General features: G+C 62.3%; 15 protein-coding genes. 3 read left to right on the top strand and 12 right to left on the bottom strand.

All coding sequences use genetic code 11. The features are described from left to right. Positions 1 to 12: 12 nt before the first annotated feature. Complete coding sequence (locus AC07RZ_RS19825) at positions 13 to 2,346, bottom strand: patatin-like phospholipase family protein (RefSeq protein WP_494669246.1); 2,334 nt, start codon at positions 2,344 to 2,346, stop codon at positions 13 to 15. Between the two features lie 201 nt (positions 2,347 to 2,547). Here AC07RZ_RS19825 and AC07RZ_RS19820 point away from each other — a divergent pair, with 201 nt between their 5' ends. Further along, positions 2,548 to 3,684: a metallophosphoesterase gene (locus tag AC07RZ_RS19820; protein WP_494669245.1), complete on the top strand. Its 1,137-nt coding sequence runs from the start codon at positions 2,548 to 2,550 to the stop codon at positions 3,682 to 3,684. A 3-nt stretch (positions 3,685 to 3,687) separates the two neighbouring features. Here the strand turns inward: AC07RZ_RS19820 and arfB are convergent, their stop codons facing one another. Both arfB and AC07RZ_RS19810 read right to left on the bottom strand, forming a co-directional pair. Then, on the bottom strand, positions 3,688 to 4,125 hold the full coding sequence (gene arfB, locus AC07RZ_RS19815; protein WP_222426249.1) for an alternative ribosome rescue aminoacyl-tRNA hydrolase ArfB: 438 nt from the start codon (positions 4,123 to 4,125) through the stop codon (positions 3,688 to 3,690). A 33-nt stretch (positions 4,126 to 4,158) separates the two neighbouring features. Further along, on the bottom strand, positions 4,159 to 4,860 hold the full coding sequence (locus tag AC07RZ_RS19810) for a glutathione S-transferase family protein (RefSeq protein ID WP_144736599.1): 702 nt from the start codon (positions 4,858 to 4,860) through the stop codon (positions 4,159 to 4,161). A 161-nt stretch (positions 4,861 to 5,021) separates the two neighbouring features. On the opposite strand from AC07RZ_RS19810, the gene AC07RZ_RS19805 reads away from it, so the two are divergent. Then, positions 5,022 to 5,672, top strand: a complete 651-nt coding sequence (locus AC07RZ_RS19805; RefSeq protein WP_494669244.1) for a YceI family protein — start codon at positions 5,022 to 5,024, stop codon at positions 5,670 to 5,672. Between the two features lie 24 nt (positions 5,673 to 5,696). Here the strand turns inward: AC07RZ_RS19805 and AC07RZ_RS19800 are convergent, their stop codons facing one another. After that, positions 5,697 to 6,857: a C45 family autoproteolytic acyltransferase/hydrolase gene (locus AC07RZ_RS19800; protein WP_494669243.1), complete on the bottom strand. Its 1,161-nt coding sequence runs from the start codon at positions 6,855 to 6,857 to the stop codon at positions 5,697 to 5,699. Positions 6,858 to 7,049: 192 nt separating this feature from the next. On the opposite strand from AC07RZ_RS19800, the gene AC07RZ_RS19795 reads away from it, so the two are divergent. Next, entirely contained in the window at positions 7,050 to 7,937 is an 888-nt protein-coding gene (locus AC07RZ_RS19795) for a GntR family transcriptional regulator (RefSeq protein ID WP_144736602.1), read from the top strand. A gap of 100 nt (positions 7,938 to 8,037) precedes the next feature. On the opposite strand, the gene AC07RZ_RS19790 is transcribed toward AC07RZ_RS19795, so the two are convergent. From AC07RZ_RS19790 to AC07RZ_RS19755, 8 genes are all read right to left on the bottom strand, one after another. After that, positions 8,038 to 8,361 carry a chaperone modulator CbpM gene (locus AC07RZ_RS19790; protein WP_494669242.1) on the bottom strand — a complete coding sequence of 108 codons (324 nt, stop codon included), beginning with the start codon at positions 8,359 to 8,361 and terminating at the stop codon, positions 8,038 to 8,040. 11 nt (positions 8,362 to 8,372) lie between these two features. Further along, complete coding sequence (locus AC07RZ_RS19785) at positions 8,373 to 9,293, bottom strand: DnaJ C-terminal domain-containing protein (RefSeq protein ID WP_494669241.1); 921 nt, start codon at positions 9,291 to 9,293, stop codon at positions 8,373 to 8,375. Position 9,294: 1 nt separating this feature from the next. Continuing rightward, positions 9,295 to 9,846: an NADPH-dependent FMN reductase gene (locus AC07RZ_RS19780; protein ID WP_494669240.1), complete on the bottom strand. Its 552-nt coding sequence runs from the start codon at positions 9,844 to 9,846 to the stop codon at positions 9,295 to 9,297. 20 nt (positions 9,847 to 9,866) lie between these two features. Continuing rightward, entirely contained in the window at positions 9,867 to 10,277 is a 411-nt protein-coding gene (locus AC07RZ_RS19775; RefSeq protein ID WP_092393726.1) for an OsmC family protein, read from the bottom strand. Between the two features lie 67 nt (positions 10,278 to 10,344). Continuing rightward, positions 10,345 to 10,617, bottom strand: coding sequence for an Hpt domain-containing protein (locus tag AC07RZ_RS19770; RefSeq protein ID WP_494669239.1), 273 nt, complete (start codon positions 10,615 to 10,617; stop codon positions 10,345 to 10,347). Between the two features lie 323 nt (positions 10,618 to 10,940). Continuing rightward, positions 10,941 to 12,086, bottom strand: coding sequence for a methyltransferase (locus AC07RZ_RS19765; protein WP_494669238.1), 1,146 nt, complete (start codon positions 12,084 to 12,086; stop codon positions 10,941 to 10,943). A gap of 263 nt (positions 12,087 to 12,349) precedes the next feature. Further along, positions 12,350 to 14,113: a methyl-accepting chemotaxis protein gene (locus AC07RZ_RS19760; protein WP_494669237.1), complete on the bottom strand. Its 1,764-nt coding sequence runs from the start codon at positions 14,111 to 14,113 to the stop codon at positions 12,350 to 12,352. 21 nt (positions 14,114 to 14,134) lie between these two features. Further along, positions 14,135 to 15,793: a methyl-accepting chemotaxis protein gene (locus tag AC07RZ_RS19755; protein ID WP_494669236.1), complete on the bottom strand. Its 1,659-nt coding sequence runs from the start codon at positions 15,791 to 15,793 to the stop codon at positions 14,135 to 14,137. Positions 15,794 to 15,960: the final 167 nt, after the last annotated feature.

Below are 15,960 nucleotides of genomic sequence, written 5' to 3'. Positions count from 1 at the left end.
GCGCCGGCGGTCCTAGAATACGCGCCCCAATTGCAGGTACAGGTTCCAGACGCCGCGCGGCGCTATCGCCGCGCCGAAATACAGAGGCCCGAGGAAGCTGCTGCCGCCCAGGAACATGCTCGCGCTTTTCTTGTATGGCCCGACGCCAAAGGTATCGCGGGTCGCCCAGACGTCGCCGACCTCGATGCTGGTGCCTAATACGGTATTGCGCAACCCGGGCAGGTTCAGCTCCGGCATGTCGCGCAGATAGGTCATGCGGCCATACAGCAGGTAGTTGCCGGTGAACTGCTGCGGGGCGTAGGCAGACAAATGCTGGAATCCGCCCAGGGAAAAGCCCAGCCCGCCATTGCCGCTGGCGTCGTTCGATTCGTTGCCGTAGGTGCCGGCCGCTTCCAGCGCCAGGTTGAGCGTATCGCGGCCGCGGCTGCCGGCCCACAGCACCTTGCCCTGGGCATCGCTGTAGCTGTTGGCGGCGCCGCCGAACGCCACGTTGCTGACGGCGGACAGGTAATAGCCCTTGCGCGGAAACAGCGGGTCGTCAAGCTGGTCAACGGTAAGCTGGGTGCGGACTACCGGCTGATTGACACGATATGACGGAATGATGAACTCAGGAAAGAAATCCGTGAACTCGGCCGGCAGAAAATCCAGGCTGTAAGTAGGTTTCGCCATCAGCCACTGATAATAGACACCGGCCCGGAACTCGCCCAGCCGCCCGATGGGCACGCCGAGGTCGAAGCCGACCTTGGTGGTATCTACCCGATAAGCCGTCACCGGCACGGTCTTCGAGGTGACGGCGTCATCGGAAAAGATATCCAGGTGACGGCGTGCATATTCGGCATAAGGCGCCACATACAAACCTACGGTATTCCATATCGGCTGCCGCAATTCGGTATGCAGGCTAGCCTGCTTGCTGCCCAGCACCGCATCGTTGCGCCATTCCAGTCCGCTCTCGGTAATCCACGGCAAGCGATGGCCGATCTGCAGGTTGAAATCGCCGCGTCCGTCAAAATTATTCGACACACCCAAACCGAACAGCAGGAAGTGCGGCCCCCAAGATTTTGCATCGGCATCCACTTTCAGCACGTTGCGGCCGTTCTCGGTCACCAGTTCCTGTGCCACGCTTTTGAAATCGCCGTTGGTCGCCAGCCGCGCCACATCCTTGTTCAGCGCCACCGGATTGTAGAAATCCCCTTCCTTGACTTCCAGCGCCCGGCGCACCACCGCCGTCGGCACCCGGCCGTTGCTGCGGATTTCGATCGCGTCGATGTGGGTATCCTGTGCCAGCACCGGACCGCCGGCGCTGCGCGCCGCAAGATATTCTTTCCATTGCTGCGGCGGCAGCGCCAGCGCGGCCAGCTTGGCGCTTTGCCGCTCGGCCGCATCGTAGCCGGCCTTGACGCCATCCTTGCCGCGCGAAAAATCGGCAAACGACAGGTCGCCCAGGTTCGGTTCGATCAGCACATCTTGTTTCTTGAGCGTGCCGATCTCATGCCTGACGTTCTGTTGGATCAAGATGGTCACCATCTGCTGCGCCACCGCGGTCGGCGATTCGAGGGTGGAAGGATCTTGCAGGTCGGTGGCGATATTGACCGCGATGATGATGTCGGCGCCCATGCTGCGCGCCAGCGATATCGGCAAATTGCCCACCAGGCCGCCATCCACCAGCGTGCGGCCATCCAGCTTGAGCGGCGCGAACAGGCCCGGCACCGCCATGCTAGCGCGGATTGCGCGCGGCAGCGAACCCTGGCTCAGGATCACTTCAGCGCCGCTGCCGAGATCGGTCGCCACGGCACGGAACGGCGTCGGCAGCTTGTCGAACGAAATATTCGCCGGCAGCTGCGGAGTCCAGTTCTGCAGCAGCGCCAGCAGGTTATTACCCTGCACCAGGCCGGCCGGCAGCTTCAGCTTGCCGTCGCCGTAGCCGGCCGACAGGCCGATAGGATATTGATAATCGTCCTCGCGCTGGGATTGCGGCAGGTCCGCGCGTTCATTGCGGTCAAACGCAATATCGCTCAGGTTGGTCTCGGTCAGGATGCGGTCCAGTTCATCGACCGACAGCCCGCTCGCATACAAGCCGCCGACCACCGCCCCCATGCTTGTGGCGGCAACATAATCAATAGGAATATGCATTTTTTCCAGCGCCTGCAGCACGCCCAGGTGGGCATAACCGCGGGCGCCGCCGCCGGACAGCACCAGGCCGATACGCGGCCGGGCCGGGCTGGCGCTATCGGCAACGGCCGCGGCGGCCGATGCCGGTCCCGCATACGCAAGCCCCGACAGCAGCCCAGCTAAACAGACAGTACAAAACAGGCGGGAAATGACAGGATTTCGCTTCAAAAGGGGCATAACTAACGGAAAAGCACCAAATATTGGTGATTGTTAAAGAATGAATTGCCCGATTATATTGGAATAAGCCGGCTGCTTCCCGAATACATCTCGCGCTTTATATAAGCTCCCGCCTATTGAAGCCGGCGCCCGCGCCCTAATATGGACAGCAAGCAAGTCACCGCTCGTTGCCCCCCATTCATTTTTCTCACAGGTTTCCCCATGCCATCGCGCTTCGCCATCGTGCTTGTTCTGTTCTTGCTGGGCGTGCTGCATGCGCTGATCGGCTTGCTCCTGATGCCGGCGCTGTCCGCCATCCCGTTCTTGCAAGTATTGCTAGGCGGCTGGCTGCTGCTATCGTTTTTACTGATCCCCGCCGGCATGCTGGCCAGGGGCATACGAAGCCAGCCGCTGTCCGACCGGCTGGCGTGGGGCGGCATGCTGGCCATGGGGATCTTTTCATCGCTGCTGCTGGCAACCCTGCTGCGCGAACTGGGCTTGTGGCTATCGCCCCTGTTCAAGCTGGACCACGATCAATTCGCATTCTGGAGCGCGCTTGCCGTGCTGGCGCTGGCCGCGGTTTCAAGCCTGGTCGGGTTTTTCAATGCGCGCCGCCTGGCGGCGGTAGTCGATGTCGACATTCCGATCAGCGGCTTGCCGGCCGCCTTGCACGGCTACAGCATCGTGCAGATCAGCGACATCCATGTCGGCCCGACCATCAAGCACAATTACCTGGACGCCATCGTCAGCAAGGTCAACGCTCTCCAGCCGGACCTGATCGCGGTCACCGGCGACCTGGTCGACGGCAGCGTGCGGGAACTGTCGGCGCACACGGCGCCGCTGGCCAAGCTGCGCTCTCGCCACGGCGCCTACTTCGTCACCGGCAACCACGAGTATTATTCGAACGCGCCGGAATGGGTGGCAGAGGTGCGCCGGCTTGGACTGACCGTGCTCATGAACCAGCACGTCGTCATCCGGCACCAGGGCGCATCGCTGCTGGTGGCCGGCGTCACCGACTACAGCGCCCATCACTTTGACGAAGCCGAACGCAGCGATCCGCATGCGGCGCTGGCCGGCAGTCCGCCGGGCGTAGCGCTGAAACTGCTGCTGGCACATCAGCCGCGTTCGGCGGCAGCGGCCGCCGATGCCGGCTTCGACCTGCAGTTGTCCGGCCATACCCATGGCGGCCAGTTCTTCCCCTGGAATCTGTTCGTGCCTTTGCAGCAGCCTTATACGGCCGGCCTCAACCGCTTGCGCAACCTGTGGGTGTATACCAGCCGCGGCACCGGCTACTGGGGGCCGCCGAAGCGGCTGTTTGCGCCATCTGAAATTACCCGCCTGCGCCTGATGCCGGGATAAGGATCAAAGGATGACCTTGCCGCGCATGGCTTTGTCCTTGCCGCGCCGGGTCTTGCTGTCGACGCGCTTGAGCTGGGAACTGCGGCTGGGCGCGGTTGGCCGCCGCTTCTTGGGAATCACGGTCACGCTCAACAGCAGTTCCTGCAGGCGCAGCAGGGCTTCGCCCTTATTCTTTTCCTGGCTGCGCGACTGCTGTGCCTTGAGGACCAGCACGCCGTCCTTGGTAATGCGCTGGTCGTTCAGGGCCAGCAGCTTTTCCTGGTAGAACTCCGGCAGCGACGATGCGCGGATGTCGAACCGCAGGTGTATCGCCGACGACACCTTGTTGACATTCTGGCCGCCCGGGCCCTGGGCGCGGACGGCGCTGATCTCGATCTCACTGAGCGGGATCGCGAGTGAATCGGTGATATGCAGCAGCTTGTCGTCGTTACGCGTAAACATGCGCGATATTATGGCACGCTACGCGGTCCGGCTTCATTTGGAGGGTACGCTGCGCAGATCCTCCAGGATGGTCCCTGCCGCCTTGGCTTCGGCTTCATGGCCAGGTTCGCGCCACGATTCCGCCAAAGCCTCTGCCTGCCATTGCCGCATCGCCGGCAAATCGAGCAAACGCACTGCATAAGCATGCGCGGCGGGGCCCAGCTTGAGGTTGTAGGTCTGGATGCGGAAAGCCACCGGCGCAAAGAAGGCGTCGACGGCGCTGAAATTCGCCCCTGCCAGGAAAGGCCCGCCGAAACGCTCCAGGCCCTCGTTCCACAATTCGTCCAGCCGCGCGATATCCGACTTGAGCGCTTCCGGCAAATACTCAATGCGCACCCGGATGCCGCAGTTCATCGTGCAGCTTTCACGCAAGGCGCCGAAACCGGAATGCATCTCGGCGGCGGCGCAGCGCGCCCAGCTCCTGGCTTGCGGATTGCTGGGCCAGACGCCTTCATGGCGCTCGGCCAGGTATTCGACTATCCCGAGCGAATCCCAGACAACCGTGCCGCCGTCGTTCAGCGCCGGCACTTTGCCGGTCGGCGAAAAACTGCGGAACGTATCCCAGTTGGAGCCGGGAACGCCATCGGCAAACGGCACCACGTGTTCCTTGAACGCCAAACCAAGCTCGCGCATCAGCACCCATGGACGCAGCGACCAGGAAGAATAGTTTTTATTGGCGATATACAGTTCATACATGATGTCTGACGCTCCGGTGTAAGTTGTGATGGTTAAAACGCAATCAACTGCATGGGATGTCGCCGCGTACTCAAATAGCAGCCGCAGTTGCAGAGTGGCATTTTAAATGTTTTCAGGCAAGAATAGCCACGAAGCTGTAGCGTATCGATATCGACTGATGCATGATGCTTGTAGCCATCGACCATTTACCCAAGACCATGACGCCGCCCACCGCAAAGCCATCTGCAATCCTGCCCGCTGCCAGGCTGCTGCTGCGCGCTGCGCTGCTGCCGCTGGCATTCAGCGCCGGCGTGTGCAGCGCCGCCGATCGCTACCTGATCGACCCGGAGCATACTTTTTCCTATTTCGAGTACAGCCACTGGGGCTTGTCGACGCAGCGCAGCCGCTTCGACCGTACTTCCGGTTCGATTGAAATCGACCTGGCCAACCACAGCGGCAGCATAGACATCGAGATCGACGCGGCCTCGGTCAGCACCGGCAGCGACGGCTTCAACCAGATCATGCGCTCAGGCGATTTCTTCGACGCCGCCAACTATCCCAAGATCAGCTTCACGTCGTCCAGCCTGCATTTTGAAGAACAGCAGCTGACGCAAATCGAGGGCGACCTGACGATCAAGGGCATCACGCATCCGGTAACGCTGGAGATCAGCAATTTCAATTGCCGCTTCATGCTCATTTACGGCAAACAAACCTGCGGCGCCAACGGCTCCGCCAAGATCCTGCGCAGCGACTACAAGCTTGGACGCTACGTCCCCTTTGTCAGCGATGCGGTGACGCTGCACGTCAGCGTTGAGGCCATCAAGGAATACTGACGCCGCTATGCCGGCCGCGTCCGGCTATAAGCGGTATTCGGCGAAAGCGTGCGGCTGGCAAGGTTTGCGCGCTATCCACATGGCGCCGCCGGCGGCGTCGATCAGGGTCGTCAAGGCTGTGGCGGGCCGGGCATCGGCATTTTCGCCATCGGGTTTGCGAAAAGCGCCGCCGAAATCCGGAAAATCGTCCGCCAGCACCTTCTTTGCCATTGCCCAGCTGATTTTTCCCGGGCCTTGGTTGATGGCGTGCAGCAGCGCCGTCTCCGCGCGTTGCTGGCGATAGAGGGAATCCGGATTGACGGCCAGCCCCTGCCCGCTCAGCCTGCTGCGCGCAACCGGGCACAGCCAGTGATTGGCATGCACCAGCAAGCCGTGCTGCGGCGTCAGCCAGAAAATTTCATCCGGCGCGCATTCCAGGCTGACGGCATCGCCGACATGCTGGCCGTCGGCGCCGACCCGGGCCTGGGCCAGCATCAGGCTGCCGGAACAGAAGCGCCGTGTCTGCCAAAGCAGTTTCATGGCCGCGCCCATGCTGGGTGCTTCCAGCATCTTGCGCCGCACCAGCACCAGCGGCACGCCGGCCATCAGGCGGTAATCGCGGTCGGAACCCAGGAACCCGCCCGTCAGGGACATGCCGGCGCTGTTGAAGCCGTGCCGCGCCAGGCTGCCGGCGCCGGTAAACATGAGCAGGTCGGGTTCGTCCTGGCTGCCGCCACGCCTGATCCGCAAGACGATGCCGGTATCGAGGCACTCTTCCCGCCAGTCAGCACAGTGGGCGACCATCAGGCGCCCGCTTTCTGCGTTTTCCGGCAATACCGCCAGGCTGGCGCAGCGGTCGTCCAACTCCTTGCATATCGCCGATAGCTCGCCGTGGCCAAACAATAGTTCAGTACGGCAGTTAATCAGGATGACGTCCTCCAGCGGCACTCCGGCGCCATCGGCAATGCCTTGCATTTCCTCCAGGTAGTCGGGATCGAAGCGCTCGATTGCCGGCCGCATTCCCAGCGCCAGCGTGCCCTGGCGTTCGGCGCAGACGTTATGCCGCGCCAGTTGCCGGCGATACAGGCTGGCGCTGCGCGCGATGCGCTCGGGCACCGCCGCGCCGTGCTGCCGGCCGCGCTGATAGGGCGAGCCGCAGGTATCTACCTGCGGGAAGGACTCAGTTGGGGTCGCCTTGCCGTCCATACACAAACCTCCGAAATTGTTTAATCGACAATTTCGAAGTATGTTGTATTAATTTTTTGATAAAATCAATTCAATGTTACCTTTTAAGATTAATCTTATCCATTGCGCGCGTATATGTCGCTTGCCCTGCAGTTTACTCATATGATATTAATCATTTAACATTGAGCGAATGTAAACCTGACCACGCACAGAATGAGCAAAACGACAAAACCCAGCCGTCCCAGCCCATTGCAGCTTGACCTGGCAAACCGGCTGATCCAGCAGATCACGACCGGTGAACTGCCGGCAGGAACCCATCTCACCGAAGAAGGCCTGGCCAGCCAGTTCGATGTCTCGCGGACGCCGGTCAAGGCGGCGTTGCGCCTGGTAGCGGAGCAAGAACTGCTGGAGTATCACGTCAACAGCGGCTACTTCGTCAGCAGCAATACGCTGCCCGCAACAGCCGCGGAAATGGTGGTCGGCGGCATCAGCGGCGACACCCTGTATCTGCGCCTGATCGACGACCGCGCCAACAACCTGCTGCCGGACACCATGACCGAGACGGATTTCCTGGAGCGCTACGCGGTGCCGCGCAGCCTGTTGAGGGGAACCCTGGTGCGCATGGCGGCTGACGGCCTGATCGAGAAACGCCGCGGCCAGGGCTGGAACTTCCCGTCGACGATAGGCTCGCCGGAACTGATGGCCGAGAGCTACCAGTTCCGGATCATGGTGGAGTGCGGCGGGCTGCTGGAGAGCACGTTCAAGGTTGACGCCGCCCAGCTGCAGAACAGCCGCCTGGCGCATGAAAAATTATTGCAGAAGGCGCCAGCCGATTATTCGGCCAGCGCATTTTTTGCCCTCAACGCCGCTTTCCACGAAATGCTGGCGCGTTTCTCCAACAACCGCTTCGTGCTGCAGGCGGTGCAGCAGCAAAACCAGCTTCGGCGCGTCAGCGAACATATCGCATTTCAGCGCAATCCACGCCAGATCGATTCATGCAAGGAACACCTGCAAATCATCCAGGCGCTGGAAAACGGCAACCGGGAATGGGCCTCCGCCCTGATGCGGCACCATCTTGGCATCGCCCGCGACATCAAGTAATGAAATGGCGATGTATTTATCGGCAAAAAGGATCAACATCGCCACGCGTGAAGCTGCCAAGCGCAGCGCGCGGAAAATCCGCCCGCATGCGCCCGGGGCGCTAACTCAAATGCGGCAGCTTGGCATCCATTGCCGCCAGCCGCGCTTCCAGCGCATGTATCCTTTGCAATAGATTGAGCGCCATCGCCACGCCGTGCGTATCGAGCTCGAAATCGTCGCGCAGGCGGCGCGCCGTCCTGGCCAGCACGATCGTCTGCGCGCGGAACACGTAGGCCGGCGCCGAGTCCCGGTCCGGCTCGATAGCGCCAATCGCCACCAGTTCGGCCAGCTCGTCGCGGCTAAGGCCGGAAAATTCCGCCAGCTCATCCAGCGAACACAACGCAATGTCGTTTAACCAAACGGCTTCTACTAGCAGAGCAGTCATTGGCGTCCCTCCTAATTAAGATGCAGGCGCGGATTGAATTTGGATTCAGCCGCGAGCTGTTCGAACAGTTCGCGCTCGCGTGCGGCGGGAGCCGGCGGCACTTCTATCCTCACCACCGCATACAGGTTGCCCGGTTCGCCGCCGGCGGACGGCAGGCCGCGCTTGGCCAGCCGGAACTGGCGGTTGGCGGCGGTGCCGGCGGGGACATTCAATTCCACCTTGCCGCCAAGCGTCGGCACCTGCACTACCGCGCCCAGCACGGCTTCCCACGGCGTCAGCGGCAAATCGAAATACAGGTCCTTGCCGGTAACCCGGTACAGCGGATGCGGGATCAGCTTCATCGTCACATACAGGTCGCCATGCTTGCCGCCGTCGCGGCCCTGCCCGCCCTTGCCTGACAAGCGCAGGCGCTGGCCGTCTTCCGCGCCTTTCGGTATGCGGACCCGGAAGGTGCGCGGCACCCGGTGCAATTTGCCGTGCTCGTCGTATTCAGGCATGCTCAGCCGGACATCGGTTTCACCGCCGTCGTAAATCTGCTCCAGCGTGATGGGGGTATTGACTTCGTAGTCCTCGCCCCTGCTCGGCCGCGGCCGGCCGCCCTGGCGCGAGGCCGCAAAAGCGGCCAGGATGTCGGCCATGTCGACATCGCCAAAGGAAGTTCCGCCATCGCTGAACCCCTGCTGCCAGGCATGCGGCGGCTCAACGTTTTCACCGGGCTGGTGGCTGCCCAGCTGGTCGTAGGCGGCGCGCTTTTCCGTATCCTTCAGAGTCGAATAAGCTTCCGCGATATCCTTGAATTTTTCTTCCCCGGCCGGATCCTTGGAGACGTCCGGATGGTATTTGTGCGCCAGCTTGCGATAAGCCTGCTTGATTTCGGCAGCGCTGGCCGTGCGTTCGACGCCAAGGGCGCTGTAATAGTCTTTGAATTTCATTTCAGTTTTTCAGAAACTCGACAAAATTCCGGTTGAATTCCCTGAGCTGTTCGCGCACCTGCTCATCGACCAGCTCACCGTTTTCGTTAAATGCCTTGCCGGCGTGCGACACCATCAGGCGGCCGCCGAACCAAGGCTGCATGCCCAGCGTGCGCAATACCGGCAGCCAGGCATTCTGCGCCAGGACGGTGCCGAAGCCGCCAGGCGAAGCGCCGATCACCGCTACCCGGCGGCCGCGAAAAATGCGGGCGCTGTCGGCCGGCGGCCGGGACAGCCAGTCGAGCGCGTTCTTGAACACGCCCGGCATCGAATTATTGTATTCCGGCGTCACCAGCAGCAGCGCATCGGCCACCGCGATCTGTTCTTTCAGCAGCGCCACCGCCGGCGGGATGCCCTCGGCCTGCTCGAGGTCGGCGTCATACAGAGGAATCCCTTTGATGGTGCCGATTTCCAGCGCCGAGCCGGCCGGCATCAGCTCGGCTGCCGCACGCAGCAAGGCGGCGTTCAGCGAGCCGCTGCGCAGGCTGCCGGCCACTCCGACGATCTTTGACATGCGTTTCTCCTCAGGATGGGTCAAGCGTGCGGCTCAAGCCGAGCCGGATTCAAGGTGGTCAGGATTTCCGTACCTTGCCTGATGGTCTTGGTGACTGGCGTCTTCTCGCAGATTTCCCCCAGCCTGCCGATCTGTTCCGGGCTGAGCGAAGCGCCAAAGGCGACCGTGCGATCGATCCTTTCCCGTCCTTGCTCGTCGCGCGAAAAGCGCAGCCGCACATCGATCAGGCCGAGCTCCCACTGTTTGCGGTCGGCGTACATGCGCAAAGTCAGGGAGGTGCAGGCTGCCAGTCCGGCCAGCAGCAGTTCGTAGGGCGCCGGGCCGCTGTCGGTGCCGCCGTTGTCGAGCGGTTCGTCGGCCTGCAACTGGTGCGACCGGGCCTGGATTTGCTGGACATAGCCAGTGCTGCTTTGTAAATGTACAGACGCCATGAGCTCTCCATATCAAGTTGGGATTTTGATATAGAGACTATAGCCGTTTTACCGGATAGCGATGCAGCTAAAGCAGTTCAACCTGGCGACGCAAGGCGAGACAGGCCGCTGCCAGCTGCGCGTGATCGACGGCCAGTCCCGTATTCAGGACGGCTTCGATATGCAGCGTGGCGTCGACCATCGCTGCCATGCGAAAAATCATCGCCGCTCCCTTCAGCCGGTGCACCGTCTGCTGCATGGCGCAGTAGTCGCCGCTGGCCAAGGCTTGCTCGATGCTGGCCAGGTCTTGCCTGGCGCTGGCCACGAACAGATCGTCAAGCCCGAGCTCGGATTCGTCCAAAGGCAATAGCGGATCTGGCGGAAGCTGCCTACCCTTGCTCTTGTTCATTTCGTCCACTTCCAGTGTTATCCCGAGATACCGCGATGACTGCCTGCATCGGTTGCAGGACAGGCCACGCGACCCTGCATTCACCGTTTTGCCGTCAGATGAACAGAGATAGCCTAGATTTGGAGCTTAATTGCAGCAATGCCAAACTTATATATTTCACAATCGTTAACATTGGGTAACAACAAATCGCCGGTCATATCCACAAAAACCGGTGAATTTACAACAAATATTTTCCAAGGTGCAATAAAAAGCGGATCTTCTTCAATCGGCCCCGTTCAAGCTGCCGCCAATCGCCACAAGGAAGTCAGCTCGGCGGCGCGCGCGGCGTGCAGCGGATCGGTTTCGTCGCTGGCCTTCGGATGCTGCGGCCGGACATCGGCTTTCCCCAGCACTTTCAAGCCCGCCGCCTCGATCGCCGCCAGCAGCTCGGCGCGCGAGCGCAAGCCCAAGTGTTCAGCCAGGTCGGACAGGATCAGCCAGCCCTCGCCGCCCGGTTCCAGATGTTGCGCCAGGCCGCCCAGGAATCCGCGCAGCATGCGGCTCTCGGGATCGTACACCGCATGTTCGATGGGCGAGCTGGGCCGCGCCGGAATCCAGGGCGGATTGCAGATCACCAATGGCGCCCGGCCTTCAGGAAACAAGTCAGCCTGCAGCAGCGTTACCTGGCCGTCCAGCTCCAGCCTTACCAGGTTCTCGCGCGCGCAACGCAGGGCGCGCGGATCCATGTCGGTGGCCACGATGCGTTCCACGCCGCGCTTAGCCAATAACGCCGCCAGCACGCCGGTGCCGGTGCCGATATCAAAAGCCAGCCTGGTGGACGGCAACGGCGCCGCTGCCGCCAGTCCGATGTATTCGCCGCGCACCGGCGAATACACGCCGTAGTGCGGATGGATGCGCGCGCCCAGCGCGGCAATCTCGACGCCCTTCTTGCGCCACTCGTGGGCGCCGATCAAGCCCAGCAGTTCGCGCAGCGACGCCACGAACGGCTCTGCCGGCGCGCCATAAGCTTCGTTGCAAGCGAGCTGCACATCGGGTGCGCGGCGCAAGGGAATGCTGTAGTCGGCGTCGAACGGCAGCAACAGCATGCCCAGGGTGCGCGCCCGCTGCGATTGGGCCTGGCGGTGCAGGTTGAAGGCGTCGACCGGCGAAACCGGCTGCTTGCGCGGCTTGCCGCGCTTGCCAGGCTTCGGCTCGGCGCGCCGCGCCAGCGCTTGCAGCAACTGGCGGGCGTTCTGGAAATCGCCGCGCCAGAGCATGCCGGTGCCTTCGCAAGCCAGGCGGTAAGCGGTGTCGGCGGTCATCCGGTCGTCGGCAATCACGACCCGTTTAGGTGCGGCGTTGCCGTTTTCCGAGCGCCAGCGCGCTGAACGCGGCTGATCTTCCTCGATCCAATGGATCACAGGCTGTTCGCTTGCCGTCATAAGGCGCCTGCGGGACGGTCGGCCGAAGGCAATTCGACAGTGGTGGAATTCAAGCGCATTGATTGGTCTCGATCAGTGTAGGTAGGCAGGGAGCAGATCAGGATGTTTGGCAAAACATCATCCGCATCGCCCGTTTGCGGTCACCGCAAACAGGCATCTTCGATAGTTCCCGAGTATACCTCTTGACTGCCGCCGTGCGCCGTTTCTTTCATCCAGCCGGTTCAGGGCCGCCGGCGCCCTGCCGACCGCATCTCGCCGACCGCCTAAAAAGTCTCCCAGTCATCCGCGTTGGATGCCGCCAGCTTGACCGCGGGCGCTTTCCACGGCGTCTGCTGCACCTTGACGGATGCGGGCTTGCCTGCGTCGGTGCGCGTCTTGGTGGCGGCGACCGTCTTCAGGACCGGAGGCGACGAGCGTTTCACCGGCGCCGGCTCTGCGCGCCTGGCAAGCGCCGGCGGGGTGCTGCTGCGCTGCTGCTCGGCCACGTGGAATACCGACACCGCATCCTGCAGGCGCTGCGCCTGTCCTTCCAGCGAACCGGCCGCTGCCGCTACCTGCTCCACCAGCGCGGCATTCTGCTGCGTGACCTGGTCCATCTGCGTCACGGCCTGGTTGACCTGTTCGATGCCGCTGCTTTGTTCCTCCGAAGCCACCGTGACTTCCGCCATGATGTCGGTCACGCGCTTGACCGCCTGCACGATTTCATCCATGGTCTGGCCGGCCCTGGCCACCAGTTCGGAGCCGCCGTCCACCTTGTCGACGGAATCGCCGATCAGTTCCTTGATTTCCTTGGCAGCCTGGGCGCTGCGCTGCGCCAGGTTGCGCACCTCGGCCGCGACCACCGCAAAACCGCGCCCCTGTTCGCCGGCCCGGGCCGCCTCCACCGCCGCGTTCAGCGCCAGGATATTGGTCTGGAACGCAATGCCGTCGATCACGCCGATAATGTCGGCGATGCGCCTGGAGCTGTCGGTAATGCCTTGCATGGTATGCACCACCTGCCCGACCACCTCGCCGCCCTTGGCGGCGATATCGGAAGCGCTCTGCGCCAGGTTGCCCGCCTGGCGGGCGTTGTCGGCGTTTTGCCGCACGGTGGCGGTCAGCTGCTCCATGCTGGCCGCGGTCTGCTGCAGCGAAGCCGCCTGCTGCTCGGTGCGCGCCGACAGGTCGCTGTTGCCGGCCGAGATTTCCTTGATCGAGGCGCCGATATTGTGGGTGCCCTCGCGGATTTCGGTGATGGCCGCCGCCAGCTGCTGCTGCATCTGCCGCATGGCATGCAGCAGGCTGGACTTGTCCTTGCCGTCGACCACTACCGTCACATCCAGTTCGCCGCCGGCGATCCTGGCGGCGATGGCGGCGGCATAGCTGGGTTCTCCGCCCAGGCTGCGCGTCACGCTGCGGATGATCAGCAGCATGGTCGCCGACACCGTCACGCCGATCACAAACATGATCAGCAGCTGCCTGAGCAGGTTGTCGTAAAACGCCGCCTGCACATCATTGACGAACACGCCGGACACCAGGAACCAGTCCCAAGGCGCGAAATAATTCACCTGGCTGATTTTCTCGGCGCGGGTGTCGGTGGTGCCAGGCAAGCGCCCCATGTAATGGACGATGCCTTGCTGTTGCTGCTTGCCCAGCTTGACCATTTCGACGTAATACAGCTTGCCGTCGGTATCCTTGCGCTCGCCGACGTTCTTGTTGACGATATCCTTGCTGGTCGGGTGCATCAGCACCACCGGCTGCGAATCGAAGACAAACACGTAGTTGTCCTGCGCATAGCGCATGGTGCCGATGCGCTGCAGGGCCTGGCTTTGTCCATCCGCCAGGCTGAGCCGGCCGGCGGCGACGTCGTCGGCATAACCTTTGACGATGCCGGCCGCGGTTTCCACCACATTCTTCAGCCCCGCCTCGCGCTCCTTCATCATGGTGTCGCGGGTATTCAAGGCCGACCAGCCGGCCAGCAGCAGCAATCCCAGCCACATGACCGCCAGCACCAGCCACAGTTTTGCTTTCAGACTCAGATTTTTCATACTTCCCCTATGAGATAAAACCTAGGCTGCAACTCGCCGCGTTGCGGGCCTAGACGATAATTGCGCCTGCGGCGGCGTGATGTTGCGCGCCCGCGCGGACGGTTCGGCAGCGAATGCCGGGCTGACCTGGCCGTTGCCGGTCTTGAACACGCTCACCATCTGCGCCAGGTTGACCGCCTGTTCCTGCAGCGACGCCGCGGCTGCGGCGGCTTGTTCCACCAGCGCCGCGTTTTGCTGGGTGACCTCGTCCATTTGCGCAATCGCGTGGTTGACCTGCTCGATGCCCGTGCTTTGTTCCTGGCTGGCGGTGGCGATCTCGCCGATGATGTCGGTCACCCGCTTGACGCTGGTCACCACCTCGCCCATGGTTGCGCCGGCCTGCTCGACCAGCTTGCTGCCGCTGCCGACCTGGCTCACCGAATCGTCGATCAGCACCTTGATTTCCTTGGCCGCGGCCGCCGAACGCTGCGCCAGGCTGCGCACTTCCGAAGCGACCACCGCAAAACCGCGCCCCTGTTCGCCGGCGCGCGCCGCTTCCACTGCCGCATTCAGGGCCAGGATATTGGTCTGGAACGCAATGCCGTCGATGACGCCGATGATGTCGACGATTTTCTTCGACGAACTGCGGATGTTGCCCATGGTGTCCACCACCTGCGACACCACGGCGCTGCTGTTGCTCGCTACCTGCGAAGCAGTCACCGCCAGCTGGTTGGCCTGCCGTGCATTGTCGGCGTTCTGCTTGACGGTCGAGGTCAGCTGTTCCATCGCCGACGCGGTTTCCTCCAGCGATCCGGCCTGCTGTTCGGTGCGGCTCGACAGGTCCAGGTTGCCGCTGGCGATCTGGCCGGAGGCAGTGGCGATGGTGTCGGCTGAACTCTTGATGTTGGTGATCGTGTGCAGCAGCGATGTGCGCATGCATTTCATGGCATACACCAGGCTGCGCGTATCGCCGGGCCGGGTCGCGATGTCCAGGCTGAGGTCGCCGTCGGCGATGCGGTTGGCGATAGCGGCCGCAGCGCCGGGATCGCCGCCGATCGCGGCCAGCATGCTGCGGTTGGAATAGGTCACCAGCGCAACCAGCGCCAGCGCCACCACCAGCAGGATGGCGCCGGCCTGGTACAGCGACTGCATGAAAGCCAGGTTCAGGTCGTCCACATAGATGCCGGTGGTGGCGATCCAGTCCCACGGCTGGTAGCCAAGCGCGAACGACATCTTCGGCACCGGTTCGGCGGAGCCGACGCGCGGCCAGACATAATCGACGAAACCGCCGCCGCTCTGGCTGCCGGCCTTGGAAATCAGGGCAAACACCAGGTTGCCCTCGGGGTCCTTGAAATCGCTCATCTTGCGGCCGTCCAGTTCCGGCTTGATCGGATGCATGACCATTACTTCATTCGAGGTCGAGACCGAAAAATAACCGTCCTTGCCATAGCGCATGGCCTTCAGCCGCGCCAGCGCCTGCTGCTGCGCCTCGCTCTTGCCGAGGGCCCCGCTGGCAGCCATGGCGCCGTATTCCTTGATCACGTTCATGGCGACGTTGGAGACATTGATCAAATCGCTTTTACGCTCTTCCAGCCGGATCTGCCGCGCCTGATAAGCATTGAATACGGAGATAGAAAATAGTGCGACCAGGCTGACCAGCAACGGCAGCCACAGTTTCTGCGTAAAAGATAATCTGTTCATGAATGGGTCTCCGTTTGCCTTGGCAATTATCGATAACATGCGGCGCCGAGGCGCCGGCACGGGAAGCATTTGCTGCTCTCCTATGCATTAACGGCAGCGCCGCTGCATAGCTGAAGGGGTAGGAGACGAGAATTGTGCGCAACAGCGCCAGGCGCTGGAACCGGAGC

The organism is Collimonas sp. GW821-FHT07E08 (genome assembly GCF_059418905.1).
This window is presented reverse-complemented; position numbering and strand designations above follow the sequence as displayed.

Excerpts from the sequence above, each read along its gene's own strand:
- AC07RZ_RS19825 (WP_494669246.1), bottom strand. The coding sequence starts at position 2,346 with ATGCCCCTTTTGAAGCGAAATCCTGTCATTTCCCGCCTGTTTTGTACT.
- arfB (WP_222426249.1), bottom strand. The coding sequence starts at position 4,125 with ATGTTTACGCGTAACGACGACAAGCTGCTGCATATCACCGATTCACTC.
- AC07RZ_RS19785 (WP_494669241.1), bottom strand. The coding sequence starts at position 9,293 with ATGAAATTCAAAGACTATTACAGCGCCCTTGGCGTCGAACGCACGGCC.
- AC07RZ_RS19775 (WP_092393726.1), bottom strand. The coding sequence starts at position 10,277 with ATGGCGTCTGTACATTTACAAAGCAGCACTGGCTATGTCCAGCAAATC.
- AC07RZ_RS19760 (WP_494669237.1), bottom strand. The coding sequence starts at position 14,113 with ATGAAAAATCTGAGTCTGAAAGCAAAACTGTGGCTGGTGCTGGCGGTC.
- AC07RZ_RS19765 (WP_494669238.1), bottom strand. The coding sequence starts at position 12,086 with ATGACGGCAAGCGAACAGCCTGTGATCCATTGGATCGAGGAAGATCAG.
- AC07RZ_RS19780 (WP_494669240.1), bottom strand. The coding sequence starts at position 9,846 with ATGTCAAAGATCGTCGGAGTGGCCGGCAGCCTGCGCAGCGGCTCGCTG.
- AC07RZ_RS19795 (WP_144736602.1), top strand. The coding sequence starts at position 7,050 with ATGAGCAAAACGACAAAACCCAGCCGTCCCAGCCCATTGCAGCTTGAC.
- AC07RZ_RS19755 (WP_494669236.1), bottom strand. The coding sequence starts at position 15,793 with ATGAACAGATTATCTTTTACGCAGAAACTGTGGCTGCCGTTGCTGGTC.
- AC07RZ_RS19805 (WP_494669244.1), top strand. The coding sequence starts at position 5,022 with ATGATGCTTGTAGCCATCGACCATTTACCCAAGACCATGACGCCGCCC.
- AC07RZ_RS19820 (WP_494669245.1), top strand. The coding sequence starts at position 2,548 with ATGCCATCGCGCTTCGCCATCGTGCTTGTTCTGTTCTTGCTGGGCGTG.
- AC07RZ_RS19790 (WP_494669242.1), bottom strand. The coding sequence starts at position 8,361 with ATGACTGCTCTGCTAGTAGAAGCCGTTTGGTTAAACGACATTGCGTTG.
- AC07RZ_RS19800 (WP_494669243.1), bottom strand. The coding sequence starts at position 6,857 with ATGGACGGCAAGGCGACCCCAACTGAGTCCTTCCCGCAGGTAGATACC.
- AC07RZ_RS19810 (WP_144736599.1), bottom strand. The coding sequence starts at position 4,860 with ATGTATGAACTGTATATCGCCAATAAAAACTATTCTTCCTGGTCGCTG.